The 14520-nt window shown below is 55.4% G+C and carries 12 protein-coding genes; 5 read left to right on the forward strand and 7 right to left on the reverse strand.

What is annotated here, in order from left to right; translation table 11 throughout:
- Window positions 1–34: 34 nt before the first annotated feature.
- Both QZQ97_RS10335 and QZQ97_RS10340 read right to left on the reverse strand, forming a co-directional pair.
- Entirely contained in the window at window positions 35–763 is a 729-nt protein-coding gene (locus QZQ97_RS10335; protein ID WP_212559068.1) for a fimbrial biogenesis chaperone, read from the reverse strand.
- 65 nt (window positions 764–828) lie between these two features.
- Window positions 829–1386, reverse strand: coding sequence for a fimbrial protein (locus tag QZQ97_RS10340; protein ID WP_311993359.1), 558 nt, complete (start codon window positions 1384–1386; stop codon window positions 829–831).
- Window positions 1387–1858: 472 nt separating this feature from the next.
- On the opposite strand from QZQ97_RS10340, the gene QZQ97_RS10345 reads away from it, so the two are divergent.
- The 3 genes from QZQ97_RS10345 to QZQ97_RS10355 all read left to right on the forward strand — a co-directional run bounded on the left by QZQ97_RS10345 (window position 1859) and on the right by QZQ97_RS10355 (window position 4986).
- Complete coding sequence (locus tag QZQ97_RS10345) at window positions 1859–2575, forward strand: EAL domain-containing protein (protein WP_311993360.1); 717 nt, start codon at window positions 1859–1861, stop codon at window positions 2573–2575.
- A gap of 22 nt (window positions 2576–2597) precedes the next feature.
- Complete coding sequence (locus QZQ97_RS10350; protein ID WP_311993361.1) at window positions 2598–3188, forward strand: LuxR family transcriptional regulator; 591 nt, start codon at window positions 2598–2600, stop codon at window positions 3186–3188.
- Window positions 3189–3363: 175 nt separating this feature from the next.
- Window positions 3364–4986, forward strand: coding sequence for an FMN-binding glutamate synthase family protein (locus QZQ97_RS10355; protein WP_311993362.1), 1623 nt, complete (start codon window positions 3364–3366; stop codon window positions 4984–4986).
- A gap of 159 nt (window positions 4987–5145) precedes the next feature.
- Here the strand turns inward: QZQ97_RS10355 and betA are convergent, their stop codons facing one another.
- The 3 genes from betA to betI all read right to left on the reverse strand — a co-directional run bounded on the left by betA (window position 5146) and on the right by betI (window position 9124).
- Window positions 5146–6813 carry a choline dehydrogenase gene (gene betA, locus QZQ97_RS10360; RefSeq protein ID WP_311993363.1) on the reverse strand — a complete coding sequence of 556 codons (1668 nt, stop codon included), beginning with the start codon at window positions 6811–6813 and terminating at the stop codon, window positions 5146–5148.
- Between the two features lie 221 nt (window positions 6814–7034).
- A complete protein-coding gene (betB, locus tag QZQ97_RS10365) occupies window positions 7035–8507 on the reverse strand; it encodes a betaine-aldehyde dehydrogenase (protein ID WP_311993364.1) in 1473 nt (490 codons plus the stop codon).
- A 20-nt stretch (window positions 8508–8527) separates the two neighbouring features.
- Window positions 8528–9124 (reverse strand): transcriptional regulator BetI, encoded by a 597-nt coding sequence (betI, locus tag QZQ97_RS10370; RefSeq protein ID WP_311993365.1) that lies wholly within the window; start codon window positions 9122–9124, stop codon window positions 8528–8530.
- A 387-nt stretch (window positions 9125–9511) separates the two neighbouring features.
- On the opposite strand from betI, the gene QZQ97_RS10375 reads away from it, so the two are divergent.
- Window positions 9512–11551: a choline transporter gene (locus QZQ97_RS10375; protein ID WP_197912853.1), complete on the forward strand. Its 2040-nt coding sequence runs from the start codon at window positions 9512–9514 to the stop codon at window positions 11549–11551.
- A 98-nt stretch (window positions 11552–11649) separates the two neighbouring features.
- Here the strand turns inward: QZQ97_RS10375 and QZQ97_RS10380 are convergent, their stop codons facing one another.
- Together QZQ97_RS10380 and QZQ97_RS10385 are read right to left on the reverse strand one after the other, a co-directional pair.
- Complete coding sequence (locus tag QZQ97_RS10380; protein WP_311993366.1) at window positions 11650–13074, reverse strand: heavy metal sensor histidine kinase; 1425 nt, start codon at window positions 13072–13074, stop codon at window positions 11650–11652.
- Entirely contained in the window at window positions 13071–13742 is a 672-nt protein-coding gene (locus QZQ97_RS10385; protein ID WP_311993367.1) for a heavy metal response regulator transcription factor, read from the reverse strand. Before QZQ97_RS10385 ends, QZQ97_RS10380 begins: the two co-directional genes overlap by 4 nt.
- A gap of 140 nt (window positions 13743–13882) precedes the next feature.
- Between QZQ97_RS10385 and QZQ97_RS10390 the strand changes: the two genes are divergently transcribed.
- Window positions 13883–14509, forward strand: coding sequence for a hypothetical protein (locus tag QZQ97_RS10390; RefSeq protein WP_311993368.1), 627 nt, complete (start codon window positions 13883–13885; stop codon window positions 14507–14509).
- Window positions 14510–14520: the final 11 nt, after the last annotated feature.

Consider the following 14520-nt stretch of genomic DNA (forward strand, 5'->3'; position numbering starts at 1 on the left):
TTGCGCTCTGGGATATGAGTCTCTCTTCCAAGAGTTACTTTTGCTTATTCTTAGTGCGGGACACGCGTCCGCCAAAATCGTTGATGGTGGTAAATGCAACGTCCGCAATGCGCGAGCTGTCACCGGAAAACGACAGCGTTTTTTCCTGGCCTGGCGCCAGCATGTCGCCGTGTGGCGCCAACGGCACTTTCTTCTGGTTGACGACGGCATTGATTTCGGTGAACGACACGTAATACGGCGTTGGGTTTTTCACGCTGACGCCGGCGCCGCTAAAGCGCCACTGCAGTTTTTCAGGCGCATCGTTCGCTTCGCCAGTCAGGCCGGCCGGACGATACAGCAGTTTGACGCGGGTGCGGAAAGCCACCTGTAAAAAGTTCTCAGGCGTGCTGCTATTTGCCCCGGTCGGCGCAGGAGGGATCTCCAGTACGTTCAACCAGAACAGGGATTCTTTGTCTTGTGCCAATGCCGACGTGGTCAGTGAAACACGCAGCGCCTGGCCGGTCGCCGGTTCAACACGGCTGATGGGCGGGGAAACGATAAACGGCGCCTTGCTGTTCTCTGGCGTGGTTTTCGCATCGCCTTCGTCAATCCAGGATTGGATCAATGCCGGTGAAGTTCCATTATTTGATAATTGGACGGTAACTTCCCGTTGTTTTCCCGGATAAATAATACGAGTACCGTTAATGATGACACTGGAAAAAACGCTGCTGCTGAATAGCGTGGCGATCAGCAATACACTGTATTTTTTAAATGAATTTTTCATTATTTTATCACTACGGTAGGGAAAAACGGCGGGAGTATTATCCCCCGCCCGAATAAGCATATGACTTATTGGTAAATGATGGTGTACTGAACGCTTGAAGTCACATCACCAGCGCCGGCAGCATTGGTCGCGTAATATTCAGCGTAGTAGTTCAGGTCAGCAGAATCGCCTTCGTTAGCAACGGTAACCCACTGAGAGTTATTCTGTGCGCCGTTGGTGCCGGCTGCCAGAATTGGCAGGAACTGGTTGTTGCTGCCCAGCAACTGAATTTGCACGTTGGTCGCTGCATCAGTCTGCGCCTGGTTGTTCAGACGGCCAGTGTTGAAATCAACCGTTGCGCCTGGTTCGAAATAAGTGGCTACCTGGCCTTTAGAACATTTGGTCAGGTTGATTGCAAATGGAGTACGGCCGGCAGTCGCGCTCTGAGTTGCCAGAGTTGAAGCAGAAACGGTTGGCAGAGTTACGGTGAAGTCTTTACCGCCTGGGGTGCTGATAGTACAAGTCTGGTCAGTCACTTTACCGTTGAAAGTAATAGTACCGTCAGCCGCTTGTGCAGAGAAAGAAGAAATAGTAGCGGCGCTTACAGCCAATGCCAATACGGCAGACAGTTTAGAAATTTTCATATTTAGACTCTCGATGAATTAATACAACTATTAAGTACATTCAGCGATGCTACTCCTTGTCAGGAATGAAGCCCCGATGAATCCATTGCCCGGCGAAATATAGACTAGGCGTATTCTTATTGTTAAATCGTTTATAACATTCATATCCCTCCTCTTGATAGGAAAAAACTATCAACAAATACCTATCGATCGATGTTGACGATTTAACTGAATAGGAATAATCTGTGTTTTGAAAAGCCAGGCAGTGCAACATTTTACTTTAAGTCATGATTATCAGGATATTATCCTGTAAATTTACATTTAGTTACCTTTGAAATCATTTGGACTTCACGATAAATTGCGCGTTTAATGGTCTGCGAGCGCCCTGGCACGTCCCGGTGACGACAAATAAGATAATTACCAATAAACAGTGTGTTTTTAATTTTTTATCTTTAAAAAACAACCTGTTGTATATCAATCAAGGGATTGAGGAATGAGCGGTTCTTTTAGAGCGAAAAATAACGGAATTAATTACGTTTTCCAGCCGATGTTCGGAAAATCCGGACAATTGCTGGCCGTTGAATGCTTATCCCGATTCACTTTTAATAGCGAATATGCTCATTTCTCCCCTGAACAGTTTTTTCGATCAGCCGATAGCGCCACCCGGATTGAGATTCTTTTAGAACAAGTCAGTCTGATAGAAAAATATAATCACTGGTTTCGTGATAATCAGGTTATAGCCACATTGAATGTGGACGATCATTCTCTGAGGTCGCTGGCCAACGACCATTTTGCAGAAAGAATTCGTGCCACTCATTGTATTCATTTTGAAATCAGCGAGAACTCAACCCGGTTGGTAAAAGATCGGGTTCATGGCGATCCTTCGTTGAAAAGTTATTCATTTTGGCTGGATGATTTTGGTTCTGGTTACGCCGGTTTTTCCGCGTTGTATAACAGCCAGTTCCGCTTCGTTAAGCTCGACCGATTTTTGTTATGGGATTTTATGAAAAAGTCCGGCGGTGACGGCTTAATGCGCGCTTTATTGCGTTTTTTTTACCTTAATCATTACAAGGTAATCATCGAAGGAGTTGAAACTCCCGACCATAAAAAATGGCTGGACGAAATGCCATATTACGCACTGCAGGGAAAGCTGTGGAAGGAATCCGACATCAAGGATTTGAACTCGCTTCTTACAGCTGAATACTTTTAACTCATTATTGGTGTCTGCCATTATGTCTAAAAACAATGTCCTTGTTATTAGTGAGTGCAAGTACAGCTATGTCGGCCTTTCGGTGTTAGTGAAAAAACATTACGGCAAGTACGATATCAGACTGTTTTCAGATTTTATGCAGGGTGGATCCAAGGCGGAAAAGATAATAAAGCACGATATCGCGCTGATCTTTACTTCGCAAAATCTGGAGCAAAGCGTCAACGTCATTGAAAGCCTGGTGTCAATGCATCAGCAATACAACACCAAAACGCGGATCCTGGTGTTTTATGATGATGAACGCGTAGTAAAACTGCTGTCGATACTGGGTATTTCCGTTGAATTGGTCTCCACCCGCATCCCACTTTATTCGCTGCAGGAAAAAATACAAAACCTGTTGGAAAGCAAAGAGGCCGGCGGGATAAAAATGCAGAAAACCCGTGAGCTTAGCCCGGCGGAAAGCGATGTCATCTTCAATCTGCTGCGTGGCGACAGCCTGCTGCATATTGCCCAGAAGCGCGGCACGCACCCCAAAACCATTTTCTCGCAAAAATACAGCGCGATGAAAAAGCTGCGTTTACGCAGCATGAGCACCATCTTCGTCGCCAGTAAATAACCCTTCAGGCCGCAATCTCGCGGCCTGGCTTCGTCACGCCAGGTTAAATTAATGTAACAATGAGCGACAAAGCAGCAACAGCCACATAACACTCCTGTCTATTGGTTACGATTTGCCCACGGGATTTTCCCGCGAGTCATGTCGTATGGATTAAATAAAAACATCAGGAGATGTTATGAAATCATCTTTATTCAGCCGCTATACCTGCTTTGTTTTGAGCATCTTGCTTGCGCTGGCGTCATTGGCGCTATCGCCGCAGCACCCCTGGTTCTGGCTACCGGCAATCCTTTTCGGTTGCCTGAGCGCACTGGGCATTTACGATCTGACTCAGCAACGCCACGCCATCTGCCGTAACTACCCGATCATCGGCCGCCTGCGCTTTTTCTTCGAGTTTATCCGCCCGGAAATACGCCAGTATTTACTGGAAGAAGATAACGCGCAGATCCCGTTCTCACGCACTCAGCGCACGCTGGTCTATCGCCGCGCCAAAAATGAGATGGGCGACAAGCCGTTCGGTACCCAACTGGACGTTTATCAAACCGGCTACGAATGTATCGGCCATTCCATGCGCCCGGTGGCAGCATCCGATCCCACCAGTTTTCGTGTGGCGATCGGTGGCCCGGATTGCCGCCAGCCCTATTCCGCCTCAATCTTTAATATCTCCGCCATGAGCTTCGGTGCGCTGTCGGCCAACGCCATCCGCGCCCTCAATCTGGGTGCAGCAAAAGGCAATTTCTATCATGACACCGGCGAAGGCAGCATCAGCCGCTATCACCGCGAGCACGGCGGCGATTTGGTGTGGGAACTGGGCAGCGGCTATTTCGGCTGCCGCACCGCCGACGGCCATTTCGATCCGCAGCGCTTCGCCGAGCAGGCAAAGAGCCCGCAGGTAAAAATGATTGAAATCAAACTCAGCCAGGGCGCCAAACCGGGCCATGGCGGCATTCTGCCGGCGAAAAAAGTGGATGCGGAAATTGCCGCCACGCGCGGTGTGCCCGAAGGGGAAGACTGCATTTCTCCAGCCTCGCACAGCGCCTTCACCACCCCGGTAGAAATGATGCATTTTATCCAGCAGCTGCGCGAATTGTCCGGCGGTAAACCGGTGGGGTTTAAGCTGTGCATCGGCCACCCGTGGGAATTTGTCGCCATCGCCAAGGCGATGCTGCATACCCATATTTTGCCGGACTTTATCGTAGTAGACGGTAAGGAAGGCGGCACCGGCGCCGCACCGCTTGAGTTGTCCAACTACATGGGCATGCCGTTGCGCGAAGGGTTGCTGTTCGTCCACAACACCCTGGTAGGCTGTGGGTTACGCGACAAGGTCAAAGTCGGTGCCAGCGGCAAAATCATCAGCGCCTTCGACATCGCCAGCGTGCTGGTGCTGGGTGCCGACTGGGTGAACTCGGCACGCGGTTTCATGTTCGCCGTCGGCTGCATTCAGTCGCAAAGCTGCCACACCAACCATTGCCCGACCGGCGTCGCGACTCAGGACCCTTTGCGGCAAAAGGCATTAGTGGTGCCGAACAAAGCGGAACGCGTTTACCACTTCCACCAAAATACGGTCAAAGCGCTGGCGGAAATGCTGGCCGCGGCCGGCGTCAGCCGCCCGGAGCAACTGACGTCTCACCATATGCTACGCCGCATTACCTCAACCGAAATCAAGGTCTATGCGGACATCTATTACTATCTGGAGCCGGGCGCATTGCTGGAAAAAGAGATCCAAAGTGATTTTTATGCACGTATGTGGCGCATGGCGACACCCAACAGTTTCGATCAGGCGATCTCGCTGCCGGTTTAAGCGGTACATGATTATACCTATAGCTTTCGGGGGCAGGTAACAACGCTGCAGCTTGAAAGATGACGGGTATGAATTGCCCCCTCGCCTCGGGGAAGAGCATTGGAGAGGGGGTTGCTTGCTACAGCGGCCCTCCCCCTCAGCGGCGAGAGGGCATGTAGGTTACGCCTTGCGCGCCGGGGCGTCGCCGGCCACGTAATACTCTGCGGTACTGCGCGGCAACGGCGCACGCTGGCGAATGTTGTCGGCAATCTTCTCGGCAATCATGATCGTGGTGGCGTTCAGGTTACCGGTAATGATCAGCGGCATGATGGAGGCATCCACCACCCGCAATCCTTCCATGCCGTGCACCCGGCCCTGGCCGTCGACCACGGCCATCTCGTCTTCGCCCATTTTGCATGAGCAGGAAGGATGAAAGGCGGTTTCGGCATGTTCACGCACAAAAGCGTCCAGTTGCTCGTCGGTCTGTACCTCCGGTCCCGGGCTGATTTCTCGCCCACGGTACTCGTCCAGCGCCGGCTGAGCCATGATTTCACGCGTAATGCGGATCGCATCGCGGAACTCCTGCCAGTCTTGCTCCGTCGCCATATAGTTGAACAGGATGCTCGGGTGCTGGCGCGGATCTTTCGATTTCACCTGCACCCTGCCACGGCTTGGAGAGCGCATCGACCCGACATGAGCCTGGAACCCGTGTTCTTTGACCGCATTGCTGCCGTTGTAATTAATCGCCACCGGCAGGAAGTGATATTGGATATTCGGCCAGGCGAACTCTTCGCGGCTACGGATAAAGCCACCGGCTTCAAACTGATTACTGGCGCCAATGCCAGTGCCGTTGAACAGCCACTCTGCGCCAATCTTCGGCTGGTTGAACCATTGCAGCGCCGGATACAGCGACACCGGTTTTTTACAGGCGTACTGCAGATACATTTCCAGGTGATCCTGCAGGTTCTCACCGACGCCCGGCAGATCGTGCACCACCTTGATATCCAGGCTTGTCAGCAGCGATGCCGGGCCAACACCGCTGCGTTGCAGGATCTGCGGCGAGGCAATCGCCCCGGCGCACAGCAGCACTTCACGCCGCGCGCTTGCGCTGGCGATCTGATTGCCGTCGCCCTGCAAATAGTCGACCCCTACCGCACGTTTGCCGTCGAAGCGGATTCGATCGGTCAGCGCATGGGTAACGATTTTCAGATTTGGGCGCGAACGCGCCTGATCCAGATAACCACGAGCGGTACTGGCGCGGCGGCCTTTCGGCGTCACGGTACGATCCATCGGACCGAACCCTTCCTGCTGATAACCGTTCAGATCCTCGGTACGCGGATACCCTGCCTGCACGCCGGCTTCCACCATCGCGTGGAACAGTTCATTGTTGCCGGCTTTCGGGGTAGTGACGCTGACCGGGCCGTCGCCGCCGTGATAATCGTTCGGGCCGATGTCGCGGGTTTCCGCCTTGCGGAAATACGGCAGGCAGTCCAGATAGCTCCAGTTTTCCAGACCCGGCGCTTTTGCCCAGTTGTCGAAATCCATCGCGTTGCCGCGGATGTAACACATGCCGTTGATCAACGAAGAACCGCCCAGGCCTTTGCCGCGGCCGCATTCCATACGGCGGTTGTTCATGTGCGGCTCAGGATCGGTTTCATAGGCCCAATTGTAGCGGCGACCCTGCAGCGGGAAGGCCAGCGCGGCCGGCATCTGCGTGCGGAAATCCATCCGATAATCCGGGCCGCCGGCTTCCAGCAGCAACACGCTGACATCAGCGTCTTCGGTTAAACGGGTGGCTAATACGTTACCGGCAGAGCCGGCACCGATAATGATGTAATCGTATTCCACTCATTATCTCCTTAATCTGTTTGCCTGAATGAGGCGAATGGCCAGAAGGGCGCTATACGCAATAGGCGGCAATATTGGATTCAAAAATCAAGGGTATTCCCTATGAATTTCGAGTTACAGCCAGGCGGCAAGGGCGTGGAACCCCAGGAGCTTACTCAAGTAAGTGACTGGGGTCCGCGTTCGCGGCCAACAACGCTGTAGCTCGAAAGGCGACGGGAATATCAGAACACCGAGGCGTATTCGCCCAGCTCTACCTGCACCGATTTGATCTGGGTGTAGTGTTCCAGCGTCGCCAGGCCGTTCTCGCGGCCGACGCCGGACTGCTTGTAACCGCCAACCGGCATTTCCGCCGCCGACTCGCCCCAGGTGTTGATCCAGCAAATGCCGGCTTCAAGCTGATGGATCACGCGGTGAGCGCGGGTCAAATCATTGGTCACCAGCCCTGCGGCCAGGCCGAAGGTGGTGTCGTTGGCACGGCGCACCACTTCTTCTTCGCTGTGATAGCTGAGGATGCTCATCACCGGCCCGAAGATTTCTTCGCGCACAATTTCCATGTCGTCGCGGCAATCGGTAAACACCGTCGGTGCCACATAGGCGCCCTTGGCGTATTCGCCTTCGGTCACGCGCTCACCGCCGCACAGCAAACGCGCGCCGCTGTTTTTGCCGCTCTCGATAAAGCGCAACACGGATTCCATATGCGCGAAGCTGACCAGCGGCCCGAAGTTGGTTTGCGGATCGGTCGGATCACCCAGACGAATGCGCTTCACCCGCTCTACAATTTTTGCTTCAAACTGCGCCTGCAGCGCCGCCGGGACAAACACGCGCGTACCGTTGGTGCACACCTGGCCGGAGCTGTAGAAATTGGCCATCATGGCGATATCGGCGGCGCGATCCAGATCGGCGTCGTCGAAGATAATCAGCGGTGACTTGCCGCCCAGTTCCATGGTGACTTCTTTCAGCGTTGAACCGGAGGCGTTGGCCATCACTTTCTTGCCGGTTTTTACCCCGCCGGTGAAGGATACCTTGGCGATGCCCGGGTGATCGGTCAGATACTGGCCGACTTCTGCGCCGCTGCCGGTGAGCACGTTGAACACGCCGTCCGGCACGCCGGCTTCGGTGTAGATCTCGGCCAGTTTCAGCGCCGTCAGAGAGGTCACCTCGCTCGGCTTGAAGATCATTGCGTTGCCCGCCGCCAGGGCCGGTGCGGACTTCCACAAGGCAATCTGAATCGGGTAGTTCCAGGCGCCAATACCTGCCACCACGCCCAGCGGTTCACGGCGGGTATAAACGAAAGAGGTGTCGCGCAGTGGGATCTGCTGACCTTCGATAGCCGGGATCAGCCCTGCGTAGTATTCCAGTACGTCGGCGCCGGTGACGATATCGACAGCGGTGGTTTCCGACATCGCCTTGCCGGTATCCAGCGTTTCCAGCGCCGCCAGTTCGTCATTGCGCTCACGCAAAATATCCACCGCGCGCCGCAGAATGCGCGAACGCGCCATCGCCGTCATCGCCGCCCACACCTTCTGCCCGCTGGCTGCGCTGGCAACCGCACGGTTGACGTCTTCAGCGCTGGCGGACTGGATCTCGGCAAGCACTTCGCCATTCGCCGGGTTCACTGCGTTGAAGGTTTTCCCCTCGGTACTGTCTACATAGGCACCATTAATATAGAGCTTCTGCAAGCCAAAACGGGACATAGGTTCTCCTTGGATTGTCCTCAGGGTGGCGTTTGCCCCCGGAGTTGAAACGTAATGTAATCGGTAGTGAGCGCGATCGCCTGCGCCTGGTTAAACGCCGCACCGCGCAGTGCGCTGCGCAACCACAGACCGTCGATTAACGCCGCCAGCCCTTTGGCCGCCAAACGCGCCTGCGCCTGCGGCAATGTGCGGCTGAACTCGGCGCACAGGTTGGAATACAGACGACGGCCATTTACCTGCTGCAACCGGTTAAGCTGCGGCTGATGCAGGCTGCTGGCCCAAAAGGCCAGCCAGGTTTTCATCGCTGCGCTGTTGATCTGGCTGTCGTCGAAGTTGCCGGCAACGATCGCCTGCAGCCTTGAAGCCGGGCTCTGGTCGTTCAGCGCCTGCAGCCGCAGCTTCACCGCTTCTCCCAAATGGCTGATCAAATAGCGCATCGTGGCTTCCAGCAACCCGTTCTTGTCCTTGAAATAGTGGCTGATGATGCCGTTGGAAACGCCCGCCCTGCGCGCTATTTGCGCAATAGTGGCATCATGCATTCCGACTTCGTTTACCGCGGCCAGCGTGGCATCAATCAACTGCTGCCTTCTTATTGGCTGCATTCCTACCTTTGGCATAATTCGACTCTCACAAAACCGACTTCGGCCTCGTCTCAGCGGCGAATTTCATCGACTTTCCGCCTGCTGAACTTGGTCTTCATGTGGACTATTAAACTTTTTTTTGATTGAACGTTCAATAAAAATTGCATATATTTTATTGCTGCCTGGTTACAAAAATGTACTTTTCGGTTGTGGAACTGGCTGATTTTTGTGAGGTATTTAACGAATCTGACCAAAATCAGTGTCTGTAAGCGGTTCCCACCACGAAACGATTTCCGTTTCGTTAACAGGCTAAACGGCAAGCAGTGCCGCTTTTTATCCGCACTTTCCGGACGACGCCTGCGCGCCGTTCAGAGCAGAAATGTGGGCACGATTTTACTCAGTTGTTAAAAACAGAGGACGACGATGACAACCAGCGAAACCTCCTCAAAACCGCAAAAGGATCGCCTTAATCCTGTGGTTTTCTTTACCTCGGCGGGGCTGATTCTGGCCTTCTCGCTGATGACCATTTTTTTTACCGATTTCTCCGGGCGATGGATCACCCGCACCCTGAATTGGGTTTCGACCACCTTCGGCTGGTATTACCTGCTGGCCGCCACCCTGTACATCGTATTCGTGGTATTTATCGCCGCCTCGCGCTTCGGTTCGATCAAACTCGGGCCGGAACAGTCGAAACCCGAGTTCAGCCTGATGAGCTGGGCGGCGATGCTGTTCGCCGCCGGCATCGGCATCGATTTGATGTTCTTCTCGGTCGCCGAACCCGTGACGCAATATATGATGCCGCCGGAAGGTGATGCCCAAACGCTGGAAGCGGCGCGCCAGGCCATGGTGTGGACGCTGTTCCACTACGGGCTGACCGGCTGGTCGATGTATGCGTTGATGGGCATTGCCCTCGGTTATTTCAGCTACCGCTATAACCTGCCGCTGACCATTCGTTCGGCGCTGTACCCAATCTTCGGTAAACGCATCAACGGCCCGATCGGCCACAGCGTGGATATCGCGGCGGTGCTGGGCACTATTTTCGGCATCGCCACCACACTCGGCATTGGCGTAGTGCAGCTCAACTATGGGTTGAAAGTGCTGTTCCAGGTGCCGGAAAACCTGACGGTTCAAAGCGCACTTATCCTGCTTTCGGTGATTATGGCCACCATTTCGGTGACCTCAGGCGTCAACAAGGGCATTCGTATTTTGTCTGAGCTCAACGTGTTGCTGGCGCTGGGGCTGATCCTGTTCGTGCTGTTCTGCGGTGATACCGAGTTCCTGCTCAATGCGCTGGTGCTCAACGTCGGCGATTACGTCAACCGCTTTATGGGCATGACGCTCAACAGCTTCGCCTTCGATCGTCCGGTGGAATGGATGAACAACTGGACCCTGTTCTTCTGGGCCTGGTGGGTGGCATGGTCGCCGTTTGTCGGCCTGTTCCTGGCGCGTATTTCGCGCGGGCGTACCATCCGTCAGTTTGTGGTCGGCACGTTGATCATTCCCTTCGTGTTCACCCTGCTGTGGCTGTCGATCTTCGGTAATAGCGCGCTGTATCAGATTATCCACGGCAATGCCGCCTTCGCGCAGGAAGTGATGCAATACCCGGAGCGCGGCTTCTACAGCCTGCTGGCGCAATACCCGGGCTTCACCTTCAGCGCCTCGGTGGCCACCATTACCGGCCTGCTGTTCTACGTGACCTCAGCGGACTCAGGCTCACTGGTGCTGGGCAACTTTACCTCGCGCCTGGCCGACATCAATAACGATGCGCCCAACTGGCTGCGGATTTTCTGGTCGGTGGCCATCGGCCTGCTGACCATCGGCATGCTGATGACCGACGGGGTGCCCGCATTGCAGAAAACGACGGTGATCATGGGCCTGCCGTTCAGCTTTGTGATCTTCTTCGTGATGGCCGGATTGTATAAATCGCTGCGGGTTGAGGACTATCGCAAGGCCAGCGCGCTGAACACCAACGCCCCCATGCCGATTTCGAGCAATGACGTGCTGAACTGGAAGCAACGCCTGTCGCGGGTGATGAACTACCCCGGCACCCAGTACACGCAAAAAATGCTTGATACCCGTTGCCGACCGGCAATGCAGGAAGTGGCGCGCGAGCTGGAACTGCGCGGTGCCAAAGTGGAGTTTACCGAAGTGCCGCCGGCAGAAGATGAGCGTTTGAACCACCTGGAACTGCTGGTGCATTTGGGTGAAGAGCAGAACTTTATCTATCAGATTTGGCCGCAGCGTTATTCGGTACCGGGCTTCACCTACCGCGCCCGCTCAGGCAAATCGCACTATTACCGGCTGGAAACCTTCCTGATGGAGGGCACTCAGGGCAATGACCTGATGGACTACAGCAAGGAGCAGGTGATCGGCGATATCCTCGATCAGTACGAGAAGCACCTGAACTTCCTGCATATTCACCGCGAAGCGCCGGGCAATACCCTGACCTTCCCGGATATGTAGCCCCCGCTAAAACCCCAAAGGCCACACCACGTGGCCTTTTGTTTCTGCGAAGTTCGCCACTGGAGCCGATTGCAGGTCATTGCGCAAACCACGTTGAATTAATCGGAAGCGGGAAATATCAGGCTAAAGGTTATTCGAGCAGCCTTATCCTCATGCGCACATTCTGCGCGGGCCTTACCGCCGTGCAGCGTCATGATCGCACGGACGATGGCCAGCCCCAGGCCGCTGGCGTGGTTGCCTGCACTGCGGGCGGCATCGACACGGTAAAAACGGTCGAACAGCTTGTCCAGCTGCGCCGGTAAAATGGGCCGTCCCTGATTGACCACCTGTACCACTCTCTCCCCCGTCGGCCGACTGAGTGCCTGCAGCTGTATCTGGCTGTTTTCGTCGGCATAACGCACCGCGTTGGCGACCAGATTGCTTAACGCACGTTGAAACAGCATCGCATCCGCCAGCAGTTGCCCTTCGCCCCGGCAAACCAAAGTGATACCCCGCTCTTCCGCCAGGCCTTCGAAATAGTCCGCCACCCGCTGAAGCTCCTGTGCCACATCCAGACGACTATAGTTCAGCACCGCCTGCGCTTCTCCGGCGCGTGCCAGAAACAGAATATTTTCCACCATGCGTGAAATGCGCTCCAGCTCGTCCATATTGTTCGACAACAGCGTTTCATACTCCTCCACGCTGCGCGGCTGATACAGCGCCACCTGGCAATGCCCCATCAGCGCACCCACCGGAGTGCGGATCTCGTGCGCCAGATCGGCGGAAAACTGCGTCAGGCGCTGATAGCCTTCATTCAGCCGATCGAGCATGGCATTAAACGAACGGGTCAGCTGTTGCAGTTCTTTCGGCGCCCCCTGTTCGCTCAGGCGGGTCGACAGGGTATTCGGCGTGATCACTGCCGCCTGCGCCGCCATGCGCCACAGCGGCTGTAACCCACGACGCATCACCCAATAACCCAGCAAGGCGATCAGAACAAACGCCACCGCTACCGCGGCGACGATCCGCCACAGATAGCGCGCCAGCATCTTCTGTTCATTGACCATCACGTGGGCTGCCGAGATCTGCAACAGGTTGCCGTCATCCAGCCTCACCAGCGCCGATGCGACGCGCAACGGCACGCCCTGCGCCGTTTCCCCGCTTTTTATCGCACTCAGCAGCTGCGGCGTATCGGCCGGCGTCGGCGTAACCGGCGGCAAGTTCAACCTGGCCGGATTAACGTTGATTAACGGCTTTTGCCCCGGCTGCTGAAAAATCAAAACGTCCTGTTCATTGCCCAGCATGTTTTCAAACAGGCCGGTATTGGCCACCAACCGGTCGAGCGGAAAGCGCTGGCTCAGCAAATGGCGGAAATACTCCACCCGGCCGGTAACCTGAAAATCGCTGCGGAGAGTCATTTCCTGACGCATTGCGCCATACAGATACCAGCCTGCGCCACTGACCACCAACGCCGCCACCAAAGCAAACAGCATGGCGCTGCGCAACGTCAGCGACAGGGCGCGCCAGCGTTGGGCCAATGCGCTCATGAACGCGGCTCGCAGACGTAGCCGATACCGCGCACGCTGTGGATCAGCTTGACGTCAAACGGCCGGTCAATCTTGGCACGCAGACGTTTGATCGCCACATCCACCACGTTGGTGTCGCTGTCAAAATTCATGTCCCAGACCTGGGAAGCGATCAGGGTGCGCGACAACACCTCCCCTTCGCGCCGCACCAACAGGTGCAACAGCATAAACTCCTTATTGGTCAGCGGGATCACCACATCCTGCCGCACCGCCTTGCGGCGCAATACGTCGAGTTGCAGATCGGCAAGGGTATAGTGATCGGCTTCGCGCACCGTGCCGCGTCGCAGCAGCGTACGGATACGCAACAACAATTCCGTGAAGGAAAAAGGTTTAATCAGATAATCCTCGGCCCCCAACTCCAGGCCATGAATGCGATCCTGCACCCCGTCACGCGCCGTCAGAAACAGGATCGGCACGTCGCTTTTCTTGCGCAGCACTTCAATTATCTGCCAGCCGTCCAGCCCCGGCAGCATCACGTCGAGCACGATGGCGTCGTAACCGTGCTCCAGCGCCCGAAACAGCCCGTCAGTGCCGTTACGCGCCAGATCGACGCTGTACCCCGCCTCTCCCAGCCCTTTTTTCAGGTAATCACCCGTGCTGATGTCGTCTTCAACCACCAGTATCCGCATTGTCGTCACCTCATTGCACTTGCGGAAATACTAGCAGTTTCGGCGGGCATTCTTGATGACATTAATGTCATCAAACGGACATGGTGCTGTCCCTATTGTTCGACCATGCTTAACCGGCACCCCATACAAAGGAGAACTTTATGATTACCCGTCATCGTTTTGCCGGTTTACTGCTGTCCACCCTGATGCTGTGCAGCGGTATTGCCGTCGCCGCCCCGGCGCCCGGGAAAGTCATCGCCCCACTGCGTGGCACTATCGATCAGGTCACCGACAACAGCCTGCAATTGACCGACCGTAAAGGGGAAAAGGTCAGCGTAAAAATCAACGATCAAACCAAGGTGTTCAGCGTTTCGAAAGGCACGCTGGAGGATATCAAGCCGGACAGCTTCATCGGCACCGCCGCCGTGCCGCAAGCGGATGGCACCTTGAAAGCGCTGGAAGTGCACGTGTTCGCCGCCAGCCTGCGCGGCACCGGCGAGGGCCATTCGGCCTGGGAGTCCGCCGACGGCAAGGTAGACACCATGACCAACGGCACCGTCGGCAAGCTGGTGAAATCCAACGGCCGCACCCTGACCGTGACCTACGGCAACCAGCAGAAAACCGTCGCCGTACCGGAAGATGTGCCGATCGTCACCCTTGATCCCGGCGATCGCGGCCTGTTGAAACCGGGCGCGCATATCGTGTTGTTCTCCGCCACTGACGATAAAGGCGAACGTGTCGCCACCCGCATCTCCGCCGGCAAAGACGGCACCGTGCCGCCAATGTGATTCGGGAGAAA

This window comes from Serratia sp. root2, assembly GCF_031931805.1.
Classification (GTDB): domain Bacteria; phylum Pseudomonadota; class Gammaproteobacteria; order Enterobacterales; family Enterobacteriaceae; genus Serratia; species Serratia inhibens.

Excerpts from the sequence above, each read along its gene's own strand:
- QZQ97_RS10335 (WP_212559068.1), bottom strand. The coding sequence starts at position 763 with ATGAAAAATTCATTTAAAAAATACAGTGTATTGCTGATCGCCACGCTA.
- QZQ97_RS10340 (WP_311993359.1), bottom strand. The coding sequence starts at position 1,386 with ATGAAAATTTCTAAACTGTCTGCCGTATTGGCATTGGCTGTAAGCGCC.
- QZQ97_RS10345 (WP_311993360.1), top strand. The coding sequence starts at position 1,859 with ATGAGCGGTTCTTTTAGAGCGAAAAATAACGGAATTAATTACGTTTTC.
- QZQ97_RS10350 (WP_311993361.1), top strand. The coding sequence starts at position 2,598 with ATGTCTAAAAACAATGTCCTTGTTATTAGTGAGTGCAAGTACAGCTAT.
- QZQ97_RS10355 (WP_311993362.1), top strand. The coding sequence starts at position 3,364 with ATGAAATCATCTTTATTCAGCCGCTATACCTGCTTTGTTTTGAGCATC.
- betB (WP_311993364.1), bottom strand. The coding sequence starts at position 8,507 with ATGTCCCGTTTTGGCTTGCAGAAGCTCTATATTAATGGTGCCTATGTA.
- betI (WP_311993365.1), bottom strand. The coding sequence starts at position 9,124 with ATGCCAAAGGTAGGAATGCAGCCAATAAGAAGGCAGCAGTTGATTGAT.
- QZQ97_RS10375 (WP_197912853.1), top strand. The coding sequence starts at position 9,512 with ATGACAACCAGCGAAACCTCCTCAAAACCGCAAAAGGATCGCCTTAAT.
- QZQ97_RS10380 (WP_311993366.1), bottom strand. The coding sequence starts at position 13,074 with ATGAGCGCATTGGCCCAACGCTGGCGCGCCCTGTCGCTGACGTTGCGC.
- QZQ97_RS10385 (WP_311993367.1), bottom strand. The coding sequence starts at position 13,742 with ATGCGGATACTGGTGGTTGAAGACGACATCAGCACGGGTGATTACCTG.
- QZQ97_RS10390 (WP_311993368.1), top strand. The coding sequence starts at position 13,883 with ATGATTACCCGTCATCGTTTTGCCGGTTTACTGCTGTCCACCCTGATG.